Genomic DNA, 10782 nt, shown 5'->3' with positions numbered 1-10782 from the left:
GAGCGGGGGCGGCTTATAGCGGGGGGGCGCGCCCGGGAGCCACAGAAATCAGGCCGCCGAAACCGCCTGAAACAAAGCCGCGCCGAGGGCCGGCCCAAGGGATCCACCCGGGGATGCCGCCGACAGCTTCTGCCAGGCCAGGGGCCGCGAACAGCGGCTTCTGCCGCGGACAGCGCCAGCACGGCAGCCTGGCGCGGCAGGCGGCCGATAGGCTGGACCCGACTGGCTGGACCCGACAGCCCTGACGGAAGGACCGACGACCATGTCGCTGCTGGTGAAGATCGAGACGACGGCGCTGGGCGCGGGCGTGACCAAGCATCCGCCCGAGGACCGGCTGATCGAGGGCCGGCCGGAGGTCACCGTCTGGGACCAGGATACCAGCCATGGCGGCCGGGTGCGCAGCGGCGTGGCCGACCTGACCGAGGGCACCACCCATTCGATGAAGGGCGGCGATTGCGAGGTGGTTCACCTGATCGCCGGCGTCGTCGAGCTGACCGAGCAGGGCGGCGAGACCCGCACCTTCCGCGCCGGCGACAGCTTCGTCATGAAGCCCGGCTTCACCGGCATCTGGAAGACGGTGGAGAAGGTGCGCAAGGTCTTCACCGTCATCTCCTGACGGGGCCGGCCCGCGGGTGACCGCGGGCCGCGCGGCTTCAGGCCGCCAGGAAGCGCTGCGCCGCGCCGTGCAGCACTTCCATGCCCAGCGCCAGGTCTTCCCGCCTGGTGTCCTCGGTCCAGTGGTGGCTGATGCCGCCGATCGAGGGCACGAAGAGCATGCCCACGGGGAGCTTGCGCGCCAGGATCTGGCTGTCATGGATGGCGCCGCTCGGCATCGCCTGCCAGGCGCCGGGGCAGAGCGCCTCGGCCGCGCCCTGGAAGGCGCCGACGATCGCCGGGTCAGAGAGCGCCGGGGCGGAGCGGCTGATCTCCTCCAGCACCGCGGGGCAGCGTTCCTGGCGGTTGCTCTCCTGCACCACGGCGCGCAGACAGGCCTCCATCCGGTCCATCACCGCTTCCGACAGGTCGCGGAACGAGAAGACGATTTCCGCGCGGCCCGGGATGATCATCGGCGCGTTCGGCTCCAGCGCGATGCGGCCGGTGGTCCAGACGCTGCGCTCGGCCGCCGCCCGCGGCATCTCGCGGTCGAGCAGGCCGAGCAGCCGCACGGCCGTCAGCCCGGCATCGCGGCGCTCGCGCATCGTCGTGCCGCCGGTATGATCCTGCTGGCCGGTGATCACGATGCGGAACTGGCGGATGCCGACGATGCCGGTGACGACGCCGATGCGCAGGGCAGCATTCTCCAGCTGCGTGCCCTGCTCGATATGCATCTCCAGCGCGCCCTTGTAGCGCGCGGGGTCGAGCAGCAGCCGCGGCCGCCCGGCCAGGCCCACCGCTTCCAGCGTCGGCCGCAGCGCCGCGCCGGTGTAGCGGTTGCGGGCGGCGTCGATGTCTTCCTCGGACAATTCGCCGATCAGCGAGCGGCTGCCGATGAAGTCGCCCCAATGCGCCTCCTCGTCGGCATAGGCGCAGACATCGACCGGCAATCCGGCGCGCGCCAGCTCCAGGGCGCCCACCACGCCGAGCACGCCGTCCAGCCAGCCGGCCTGGTTCTGCGTCTCGATATGGCTGCCGGCCAGCAGATGCGGGCCGGGTCCGGGATGGCGGCCGAAGACATTGCCGATGCCGTCGATCGAGGCCTCGAGCCCCGCCGCCTGCATCGCGGCGACCAGCCAGTGGCGGCTTTCCATGTCCTCGGGCCCGAAGGTCGGGCGGTGCACGCCGCTCTTGTAGGTGCCGATGCGCCGCAGCGCGTCGAGATCCGCCAGAAACCGGTCCGTGCTCAGAGCCATCCGCCCGTCATCCTCTTGTCGCGAGGCGGGCAGGATAGGCGCGAAGCCGGCGCCGCGCGCCCCCTGCCCCGGCCGGGGGCCGAAAAAATTTCGCGGGCAGGGTGTACGCCGGCCCGTCTCGTTCGTCTTCAAGACAGGAGCCACCCTGACCGAGGAGCCGCCGCATGCGCCCGAGCCTGAAGCCGGAGCCCGATTGCGACAGCATCGCCGCGCGCATCCGGCTGGATGTGCGCCGCCGCCGGCCGCGCTATTGCCCCGCCGAGATCGCCCGCATGGTCGGCCAGGCGCGGCTGCTGCGGCAGCAGGGGGTGGCGCATGCCATCATCGCCATCCGCCTGGGCGTGCCGCGCTCCACCCTGTATCGCTGGCAGGGCGATGCCGAGGAGGCGGCGCTGTCCGCGGTGGTGGCGGAAAATGCCGTGCTGCGCCGCCAGATCCGCGCGTTGCGGCGCCGCGCCCGGGCGCCTCAGCCCAGCCCCTCGATCCGGTAGAAGCGGGCGGCGGTGTCGTGGAAGGCGGCCGCGCGCTCGGCCGGCGTCCAGCCGCGGCTGATCCGCTTGAAGGCGTTCCACAGCGGCACATAGCCGCAGGCGCCCTTGTCGACCGGGAAGTTGCTCTCGAACATGCAGCGCTCGGCGCCGAAGGCCTCGACGCAGATCTCCGTCAGCGGCCGCCAGGCCTCGGCCAGCTGTTGCGAACCGGGCGGGTCGTCCTGCTCGTGGAAGCCGAAGCCGAACAGCCGCATCCCCATCCCGCCCAGCTTGATCGACAGGTTGGGACAGTGAGAGAGCTCGCGCAGGGCGGCGCTCCAGGCCGCGCGCACATGCCGGCCGCGCTGGGCATAGGGGCCGATGCCCAGCGCGCCGCCGACATGGTTCAGCACGATGCGGGTGTCGGGGAAGGCATCGGCCAGGTCGCGCAGCTCGGCCAGCTGGGTGTGGTAGAGCCAGGCCTCGAAGCTCAGCCCCAGCGGCGCCAGCTGGGAAAAACCTGCGCGGAAGGCCGGGTCGAGCAGCAGCCCGGGCGGCGGCGATCCGGTGGAGCCGCGCGCCGCCGGGTCGGGATGGTGCGTCGCGATCTGCCGGATGCCGCGGAACCGCCCCTGCCCGGCCGCGACATGCGCTTCCAGCACCGGGCGGATGGCCGCGCCGGCGGTCAGGTCGGCATAGCCGACGATCGCCGCCGCGACCCTGGTCCCGGCGCCCTGGTCGCATAGAAAAAAGGTCTCGCCCACCGGGCGGAACAGCGGGTCGCCGTCGGGCAGGAAGTGGGCCATGCATTCGACGGCCACGCTGGCGCGGATGTCGTGCCCCTGCGCGGCATCCGCCAGAAAATCGGCGGCCAGGTAGACGTCGTCGGCGCGGTTGCGCAGGTGGTGGTGCGCGTCGATGATCGGCAGCTCGGGCTCCAGCGCCGTCTCCGTCCGCCGCGCCAGCCAGTCCGGGCGGACCGGCGGATGGCGCAGGGGGGGCAGCGCCGCGCTCATTCGGGGCGGATGCCGGCGTCGCGGATCAGCGTCGACCAGGTGGTGGTCTCCCGCGCCAGCAGCTCGGCCAATTGCACGCCGGTCTCGGGCAGGACCGAGACCCCCTGCGTCGCCAGGCGCTGCACCAGGGCCTGGTCGCGCGTCGCCGTCAGCATCGCCGCCTCCAGCTTCGCCAGCACCGGCGCCGGCGTGCCCGCGGGCGCGAACAGCCCCTGCCAGAAGGCGACGTCGAAGCCCGGCACGGTCTCGCCCACCGGCGGCAGGTCGGGCAGCAGCGCCAAGCGCTGGGCGGAGGAGACGGCCAGGCCCCGGGTCACGCCCTCGGTGATCGGCGGCGCGGCCTCGAGGGCGGCCGAGAACATCGCCTGCAGCCGGCCGCTGCGCAGGTCGAGCAGCGCCTGCACCCCGCCGCGATAGGGGACATGCACCATGTCGAGCCCGGCCCGCGCCCGCAGCAGCTCCATGCAGAGATGGTTCACCGCGCCGATGCCGGAGGAGCCGAAATTGATCTCGCCGGGATGCGCCTTGGCATAGGCGATGAATTCCGGAAGGGTCTTCGCCGGCACGGAAGGGTGCAGATGCAGCACCATCGGCGTGCGATAGCCCATGGCGATGGCCACCAGCTCCTTCTGCGGCGCGCGCGGGGTCAGCGCCGGCTGCAGCGCCGGGTTGATGGCCAAGGTGGGCGAGCCCATCAGCAGGGTGTAGCCGTCGGGCTTCGCCGTCGCGACGGCGGTGCTGGCCGGGCTGGTGGCGCCGCCGGGGCGGTTGTCGACCACGACATTCTGGCCCAGCGCCTGGCCCATCCGCTCGGCCAGCACCCGGGTCGCGGTGTCGGTCACGCCGCCGGGCGGATAGGCGTTGACCAGCGTCACCGGCCTGGTCGGGAAGGCCGCCTCCTGCGCCTGCGGGGTTGTGGCGGGCAGCAGCGTCAGGCCGGCCGCCGCCATCAGGCCGCGGCGCGCGATCACCTTCGACATGTCCTGTTCTTCCTCCGGAGCTTCTTCTTATCGGTCCGCTTGGCGCGGCCGCTCCGGAATTAAACGCACCGACCGCCGCGGCTGCCAAGCGGCGCTGTTCGATCGCGTGATTCAGGCTTTTCGATGCCTCCACCTCAAGCCATCACGCTTTAGAAGCGGAAATGCAGCCCTTCCTCGATGCTGCGCGGGCTGCGATGCGGCCGGCCGGCGGGGTCGGCGGCCTCGGCCTCGATGGCCGGGCCGGCCTCGTCCATCGAGCGGGTCGAGACGCCGGCGCAGGCCGCCAGGGCTGACAGAAGGGCGGCGAGGGTCGCGGCACGAAGGGCGGGCATGCCGCGGCCTCCCCAAGGGTTGGACCGGCAGCCTGGCGAAGACCGGCCCCGCCCGTCAACGCTGCGCACGGATATGCGCCAGGAAGGCCTTCATCGCGGCGCTGGGATGGCGCCGGCTGGGATAGTAGAGGAACCAGCCCGGCAGGCGCGGGCTCCACTCGGCGACCAGCTCGACCAGGGCGCCGCTGGCCAGATGCGGGCGCACATAGTCCTCGAAGAGATGCGCCACCCCCTGGCCGGCCAGCGCCGCCTGCAGCTCCTGATGCGCCGAGCCCAGGGTCAGCCGGCCCTGCGGCTCCAGCTCGAATTCCTCCGCCCCCCTGGCGAAGCGCCAGGTGACCAGCGCGCCTTTCGGGAAGCGGCGGCGGATGCAGTCGTGCCGCACCAGCTCCTGCGGCGTCGCCGGCAGGCCGCGCCGCGCCAGGTAGTCGGGTGCGGCGACGATGGCGTAGCGCAGCGGCGGCCCCAGCGGCACCGCCACCATGTCCAGCGCCAGCTGCCGGCCGAAGCGCACGCCCGCATCGAAGCCCTGCTCGACGATATCGACCAGCGCGGCGTCGCTGATGATCTCGACCTGCACCTCCGGATGGCGGCGCATGAAGTCGAAGGCCAGCGGGCACAGCACATGGTCGGCCGCCGGGCCCGGGGCGTTGATGCGGAGATGGCCCGAGGGGCTGTCGCGCAGCCGGTTCAGTTCGTCGATCGCCAGGCGGATGTCGTCCAGCGCCGGCGACAGGCGGCGGAACAGCTGCGCCCCGGCCTCGGTCGGCGCCAGGCTGCGGGTGGTGCGGTTCAGCAGCCGCAGCCCCAGCGCCGCCTCCAGCGATGCCACCGACTGGCTGAGCGCCGAGGAGGAGACGCCGCGCTGCAGCGCCGCGGCGCGGAAGCCGCCGGCGCGGAGGATGGCGACGAAGGCATCCAGGCTGTCGAGGCGCAGCGGCTTCATTGCACCGTTTTTCTTATCAAGCTGATCGGCGAGACCCAGCTTATCCGCGCAATCGGGCGATGTCATCTGCCAGGGCCCCGGAACCCCGCAGGAGCGCCGCATGCCGCACCCCACCCTCCCCCGCCGCCGCCTGATGCTGACCGCGCTGGCCGGCGGCGCGACGCTGGGGGCGACGCCCGCGGCGACCCAGCCGGCAGCGGACCCCGCCGGCAATGCCGCCGCCTATCGCTTCCGGATCGGCGCCATCCGCGCCACCGTGCTGAGCGACGGGCTGATCGGCGGCCCGCCCGCGGTCTATGCCGCCGACGCGCCGGAGCTCGAGCTGCGCGAGGTGCTGCGCCGCGCCTTCCTGCCGGCCGACCGGCTGGTGCTGAACCTCAACACCCTGCTGCTGGAGACCGGCAGCCAGCGCATCCTGCTGGAGGCCGGGGCCGGCGCCACCATGGGCCCGGGCGGCGGCCGGATCTTCGCCGCCCTGGCCGCGATCGGCCTGGCGCCCGGCGATATCGACGCGGTGGTGGTCTCGCACACCCATCCCGACCATGTCGGCAATCTGCGCGACGCCGAGGGCGGCCGCGCCTTCCCCCGCGCCACGGTCTTCGCGCCGCGCGCCGACTGGGACTTCTTCATGGGGGCGGCGCCGGACCTGTCCTACATGCCGGTGCCGGCCGAGTTCCGCCAGCGCTTCGGCGCCGCCATCCGCCACAGCCTGGAGCCGCTGCGGCGCGACATCGTGCTCTACGAGCCGGGCGCCGAGATCCTGCCCGGCCTGGCCAGCCTGCCGGCCGCCGGCCATACCCCGGGCATGGCCGCCTTCCTGGTGCATTCGGGCGGCGACCAGCTGCTGCTGACCGCCGACCTGGCCTATCACCCGGTGGTCAATATCGACCGGCCCTGGCGCCCGGGGCCGGACCGCGACCCGGCATCGGCGCTGGCGGCGCGGCAGCGCATCTTCACGCGCGCCGCGGCCGAGCGGCTGCCGGTGCTGGGCTTCCACTTCCCCTTCCCCGGCCTCGGCCACCTGCTGCGCCTCGAGCAGGGCTTCGCCTGGGTGCCGATGGGCTGGCAGTTCTGACGCCTGAGGCCGGATGCCGGCCTCAGGCGGCGCGGCGGTCGAGCCAGTCGCGGAAGCGGTACCAGTTGCCCACCATCGGCAGCATCCAGGGGCGGCCAGTGTAGAAGGGCCGCGTCGGGAAGTCGCGGCCGTCGAAGACCGGCATGCGGTTGCTCTTGCCCAGCAGCTTCTTGCCGAGCTCGGCGCCGAGATAGGACAGCATGGCGACGCCGGCGCCGTTGCAGGCCATGGCGTAGTGCAGCCCCTTCGGCGTCACCCCCATATGCGGCAGGTAGTCGAAGGCGAAGGCGACATTGCCGGTCCAGGCATGGGTGATGCGGGCGCCCTTCAGCTGCGGCCAGCGCTCCAGCATCATCGCGTGCAGGATCGGCGCCGAGACCTCGGGCGTGATCTGGGTGAAGCGGGCGCGGCCGCCGAAGATCACCCGCCGGTTGTCCGGCGACATCCGGTAGTAGCAGAGGATGCGCCGGCTGTCGGCCAGGGTGCGCTGCTTCGGGATCAGGCTGGCGGCCAGCGCCGGGTCCAGCTCCTCGGTCGCAATGATATGGGAGGCGACGGGGATCAGCCGGCGCTTCAGGTCCGGCGTCAGCGCGCCGGTATAGCCATTGGTGGCGATCACCACCTCGCCCGCCTCGACCGGCCCGCGCGAGGTCTCGACGCGCCAGCCATCGGCGATGCGGGTCAGCGCGCCGGCCCGGGTGCGGCCCATCAGCGTGGCGCCATGCCGGCGCGCCGCCGCCATCAGCCCGCGGTGATACAGGCCGGGATGGATCTTGCCGGTGCGGTTCACCACCATGCCGCCATGGTAGTAGTCGGAGGCGATCTCCTCGCGCTGGCGCTCACGCGGCAGCATATGGGCATCGGCGGCGGCGAATTCGTTCAGCGTGTCGATCTTGGCCGCCATCCCGGCATAGTGCTTCGGCGTCCAGGCGCCGACGAAGCGGCCGGTGCGCGCGTAGTGGCAGTCGATGCCCTCGCGCGCCACCAGCGCCTCGATATGCGCCAGCCCCTCGGAGGCATCGCCCATGATGGCGCGCAGCCAGTCGCGCATCTCCTCCGGGCTCTGCCGGCCCTTGGCGCCGGACAGGCCCTTGCCGACATTGTTGCCGCCGGAGACGCCGCCGCCATTGCGGGTGGAGGCGCCGTAGCCCAGCGGCTCGGCATCGAGCACCAGCGGCCGGGCGCCGCCACGGCCGAGCTCGATGGCGCAGTTCAGCCCGGTCAGCCCGCCGCCGATGATGACGACATCGGCGCGCGCCGGCAGCTCGGTCGCGGGCTCGGGGCCGTCGATGTCGATGGCGTCCCACCAATAGGGGCGGGCCTTGAAGGTGGGGTGGAAAATGGTCGGGTCCATGGCTTGCCTCAGCGCGTGATGGTCGTGGTCAGCGCGCCACGGCCGAACAGGCTGGTCAGGCCGAGGGCCACGGCGACCAGCAGGATCTGCAGCACCGACACCGCCGCGATGGTCGGGTCGATCTCCATCAGGATATTGTCGAACATCTTCTTCGGCAGCGTCATCGCCGCGCCCGACAGGAACATCGCCAGCACCAGCTCGTCGAAGGAGCTGACGAAGGACAGGAAGGCGGCGGAGACCAGGCTGGGCCGCAGCTGCGGCAGGGTGACGCGCCAGACGATCCAGGGCCAGGCGGCGCCCAGCCCGGCCGCCGCCTGCTCCTGCGTCTCGTCGAAGCCGCGCAGCCCGGCGCCGACCAGGATGACGACGAAGGGCAGCGCCAGCACGGTATGCGCGATGGCCAGGCCATACCATTCGCCGACCAGCTGCAGCCGCGCGAAGACGCCGTAGAGCGCGATCGACAGGATGATGGTCGGCACGATGATCGGCGCCGCGGTCAGCCGGTCGAGCAGCCGCACGCCGGGCAGCCGCGAGCGCGCCAGGAAGAAGGCCAGCGGCACGCCGAGCCCCATGGCCAGCGCGGTGCACAGCGCCGCCACCTGCAGGCTGCGCCAGGTCGCCTCGATCCAGCCCGGATCGTCGAGATAGCGCTGGTACCACTGCCAGGAGAAGCCGGGCGGCGGGAACTGCAGATAGGCGGCCGAGGACAGCGAGATCGGGAAGACCACCAGCAGCGGCAGCAGCAGGAAGAAGAAGACCAGCCCGGCGAAGGCGCCGAGCAGGATCTTGCCGGGGCTCGGCCTGTTGGAGCGGGGCCTGTTGGAGCGGGGCCTATGACGTGGCAAGGCGCGCCCCCCGTGTCAGCCGGCCGATCAGCGCGTAGATCGCCAGCGTCGCCAGCAGCAGCACCGTCGACAGCGCGGCGGCGAAGGGCCATTCGAGGAATTCGCGCACCTGCTGCTCGATCAGCATCGAGATCATGATGACATGGCCGCCGCCGAGCAGCGCCGGCGTGATGAAGAAGCCCAGCGACAGCACGAAGACCAGCGCGCAGCCGGCCGAGACGCCGGGCATCGACAGCGGCAGCGTCACCCGCAGGAAGCTGCGCCAGGCCGGCGCCCCCAGCCCCTCGGCCGCGCGCGTCAGGTCGGGATCGACCCGCAGCAGCGCGGCATAGACCGGCAGCACCATGTAGGGCAGCAGCACATGCACCATGCCGATCAGCACGCCGGTGGTGTTGTGCAGCAGCGGCAGCGGCGCCTCGGTCCAGCCCCAGTCGCGCAGCGTGCGGTTGACCACGCCGTTGCGGCCGAGCAGCACCAGCCAGGCATAGGTGCGCACCAGCACGCTGGTCCAGAACGGCAGCAGCAGCGCGAACATGCCGATGGCGAGGCCGAGCCGCCCGGCGCGCGACAGCCAGAAGGCCACGGGGTAGGCCAGCACCAGGCAGATCGCCGTCACGAGTGCTGCGATGCGCAGGCTGTCGAGCAGCACGCTGACATAGAGCCCGTCCAGCGCCGCCTTCTCGAAATGCGCCAGCGTGCCGCCCTCGACCGACAGCGACAGCAGCCGCAGCACCGGCCAGGCGAAGACCAGCGCCAGCAGCAGCAGCGCCGGCAGGCCGAGCAGCAGCAGCCCCGCCTCGCGCCGGCGCGCCACCACGCGGCGGCCATGCCCCGGCGCGGCGAAGCCAGCGGGGTCAGCCTTGCGGGACGACATGCAGGTCCTCCGGCGCGAAGCCCAGCGTGACCACCACGCCTTCCGCCGGCGGCGGCGGGTCGGAGGGGCGCAGCGGCAGCCGCGCCAGCATCTCGGCCCCGCCCTCGACGCGCAGCCGCAGCTTGGCCGACTGGCCGAGGAAGACGGTCTCCAGCACGGTGCCCGTCGCGCGGCAGGGCAGCGGCGCGGCGGCGGCCTCGACGCGCAGCGCCTCGGGGCGCAGCAGCAGCGTCACCGGCCCGTCGGGCTGGGCCGCCGCGCCCGGCAGCGGCACCGCGCCGAAGCCGGGCAGCTGCGCCACGCCCTGGCCGGCGCGGCCCTCGAGCAGGTTGGATTCGCCCAGGAAGTCGGCGACGAAGCGGCTGGCGGGGCGCGCATAGAGGTCGCCCGGCCGGCCGATCTGCTGGATGCGCCCCTTGTCCATCACCGCGATGCGGTCGGACATGATCAGCGCCTCCTCCTGGTCATGCGTGATGAACAGCGTGGTCAGGCCGAGCCGCCGCTGCAGCCGCCGCACCTCGAGCTGCAGCGATTCGCGCAGCTTGCGGTCGAGCGCGCCGAAGGGCTCGTCCAGCAGCAGCAGCTTCGGGTCGAAGACCACGGCGCGGGCCAGCGCCACGCGCTGCTGCTGGCCGCCCGACAATTGCCGCGGCAGGCGCGCGGCCATGCCCTCCAGCTCGACCAGGCGCAGCGCCGCCTCGACCCGCTGGCGCACCTCGGCGCGCGGCCGGCGGCGCATCTCCAGCGGGAAGGCGATGTTCTGCGCCACGCTCATATGCGGGAACAGCGCATAGTTCTGGAAGACCATGCCGACCTCGCGGCTGCGCGGCGGCGCCAGGGTGACATCCAGCCCGCCGAGCGTGACCGCGCCCTCGTCGGGGATCTCGAAGCCGGCGATCGCCTTCAGCAGGGTGGTCTTGCCCGATCCCGAAGGGCCGAGGATGGTGAGGAACTCGCCCTCGGCGACGTCGAGATCGACGCCGCCGAGCGCTGCGACCGTGCCGAAGCGGCGGACGATGCCTGTGACGGAGAGCTGCACC

General features: G+C 72.6%; 12 protein-coding genes. 3 read left to right on the top strand and 9 right to left on the bottom strand.

Going from position 1 to position 10782, the window contains the following annotated elements; genetic code table 11:
• Positions 1–262: 262 nt before the first annotated feature.
• On the top strand, positions 263–616 hold the full coding sequence (locus GVN67_RS17060) for a cupin domain-containing protein (RefSeq protein WP_159998121.1): 354 nt from the start codon (positions 263–265) through the stop codon (positions 614–616).
• A gap of 37 nt (positions 617–653) precedes the next feature.
• Here GVN67_RS17060 and GVN67_RS17055 read toward each other — a convergent pair whose 3' ends face one another.
• Positions 654–1850 (bottom strand): Zn-dependent hydrolase, encoded by a 1197-nt coding sequence (locus GVN67_RS17055; RefSeq protein WP_159998119.1) that lies wholly within the window; start codon positions 1848–1850, stop codon positions 654–656.
• Between the two features lie 164 nt (positions 1851–2014).
• Between GVN67_RS17055 and GVN67_RS17050 the strand changes: the two genes are divergently transcribed.
• The gene (locus GVN67_RS17050) at positions 2015–2341 is read left to right on the top strand and encodes a transposase (protein WP_159998117.1); all 327 of its coding nucleotides are present in this window, start codon (positions 2015–2017) and stop codon (positions 2339–2341) included.
• Here GVN67_RS17050 and GVN67_RS17045 read toward each other — a convergent pair.
• From GVN67_RS17045 to GVN67_RS17030, 4 genes are all read right to left on the bottom strand, one after another.
• Positions 2317–3336 carry an amidohydrolase gene (locus tag GVN67_RS17045; RefSeq protein WP_159998115.1) on the bottom strand — a complete coding sequence of 340 codons (1020 nt, stop codon included), beginning with the start codon at positions 3334–3336 and terminating at the stop codon, positions 2317–2319. The genes GVN67_RS17050 and GVN67_RS17045 overlap by 25 nt on opposite strands.
• Positions 3333–4316, bottom strand: a complete 984-nt coding sequence (locus GVN67_RS17040) for a tripartite tricarboxylate transporter substrate binding protein (RefSeq protein WP_159998113.1) — start codon at positions 4314–4316, stop codon at positions 3333–3335. Before GVN67_RS17040 ends, GVN67_RS17045 begins: the two co-directional genes overlap by 4 nt.
• A 149-nt stretch (positions 4317–4465) precedes the next feature.
• The gene (locus GVN67_RS17035; protein WP_159998111.1) at positions 4466–4648 is read right to left on the bottom strand and encodes a hypothetical protein; all 183 of its coding nucleotides are present in this window, start codon (positions 4646–4648) and stop codon (positions 4466–4468) included.
• Between the two features lie 55 nt (positions 4649–4703).
• Positions 4704–5594: a LysR family transcriptional regulator gene (locus tag GVN67_RS17030; protein WP_159998109.1), complete on the bottom strand. Its 891-nt coding sequence runs from the start codon at positions 5592–5594 to the stop codon at positions 4704–4706.
• A gap of 100 nt (positions 5595–5694) precedes the next feature.
• On the opposite strand from GVN67_RS17030, the gene GVN67_RS17025 reads away from it, so the two are divergent.
• A complete protein-coding gene (locus tag GVN67_RS17025) occupies positions 5695–6669 on the top strand; it encodes an MBL fold metallo-hydrolase (RefSeq protein WP_159998107.1) in 975 nt (324 codons plus the stop codon).
• A gap of 22 nt (positions 6670–6691) precedes the next feature.
• On the opposite strand, the gene GVN67_RS17020 is transcribed toward GVN67_RS17025, so the two are convergent.
• From GVN67_RS17020 to GVN67_RS17005, 4 genes are read right to left on the bottom strand one after another with little or no spacing between them, the layout of a single operon-like run.
• Positions 6692–8023, bottom strand: coding sequence for an FAD-binding oxidoreductase (locus tag GVN67_RS17020; protein WP_159998105.1), 1332 nt, complete (start codon positions 8021–8023; stop codon positions 6692–6694).
• Positions 8024–8031: 8 nt separating this feature from the next.
• Complete coding sequence (locus GVN67_RS17015; protein WP_159998103.1) at positions 8032–8868, bottom strand: ABC transporter permease; 837 nt, start codon at positions 8866–8868, stop codon at positions 8032–8034.
• Positions 8855–9742 (bottom strand): ABC transporter permease, encoded by an 888-nt coding sequence (locus GVN67_RS17010; RefSeq protein WP_159998101.1) that lies wholly within the window; start codon positions 9740–9742, stop codon positions 8855–8857. Before GVN67_RS17010 ends, GVN67_RS17015 begins: the two co-directional genes overlap by 14 nt.
• A complete protein-coding gene (locus GVN67_RS17005; protein WP_159998099.1) occupies positions 9723–10781 on the bottom strand; it encodes an ABC transporter ATP-binding protein in 1059 nt (352 codons plus the stop codon). Before GVN67_RS17005 ends, GVN67_RS17010 begins: the two co-directional genes overlap by 20 nt.
• Between the last annotated feature and the right edge of the window lies 1 nt (position 10782).

The sequence above is a fragment of the Roseomonas sp. 18066 genome (genome assembly GCF_902706185.1).
Taxonomy (GTDB): Bacteria; Pseudomonadota; Alphaproteobacteria; order Acetobacterales; family Acetobacteraceae; genus Pseudoroseomonas.
The sequence above is the reverse complement of the archived record's forward strand: the minus strand, read 5'-3'. Positions and strand labels throughout refer to the sequence as shown.

Excerpts from the sequence above, each read along its gene's own strand:
- GVN67_RS17060 (WP_159998121.1), top strand. The coding sequence starts at position 263 with ATGTCGCTGCTGGTGAAGATCGAGACGACGGCGCTGGGCGCGGGCGTG.
- GVN67_RS17055 (WP_159998119.1), bottom strand. The coding sequence starts at position 1,850 with ATGGCTCTGAGCACGGACCGGTTTCTGGCGGATCTCGACGCGCTGCGG.
- GVN67_RS17050 (WP_159998117.1), top strand. The coding sequence starts at position 2,015 with ATGCGCCCGAGCCTGAAGCCGGAGCCCGATTGCGACAGCATCGCCGCG.
- GVN67_RS17045 (WP_159998115.1), bottom strand. The coding sequence starts at position 3,336 with ATGAGCGCGGCGCTGCCCCCCCTGCGCCATCCGCCGGTCCGCCCGGAC.
- GVN67_RS17040 (WP_159998113.1), bottom strand. The coding sequence starts at position 4,316 with ATGTCGAAGGTGATCGCGCGCCGCGGCCTGATGGCGGCGGCCGGCCTG.
- GVN67_RS17035 (WP_159998111.1), bottom strand. The coding sequence starts at position 4,648 with ATGCCCGCCCTTCGTGCCGCGACCCTCGCCGCCCTTCTGTCAGCCCTG.
- GVN67_RS17030 (WP_159998109.1), bottom strand. The coding sequence starts at position 5,594 with ATGAAGCCGCTGCGCCTCGACAGCCTGGATGCCTTCGTCGCCATCCTC.
- GVN67_RS17025 (WP_159998107.1), top strand. The coding sequence starts at position 5,695 with ATGCCGCACCCCACCCTCCCCCGCCGCCGCCTGATGCTGACCGCGCTG.
- GVN67_RS17020 (WP_159998105.1), bottom strand. The coding sequence starts at position 8,023 with ATGGACCCGACCATTTTCCACCCCACCTTCAAGGCCCGCCCCTATTGG.
- GVN67_RS17010 (WP_159998101.1), bottom strand. The coding sequence starts at position 9,742 with ATGTCGTCCCGCAAGGCTGACCCCGCTGGCTTCGCCGCGCCGGGGCAT.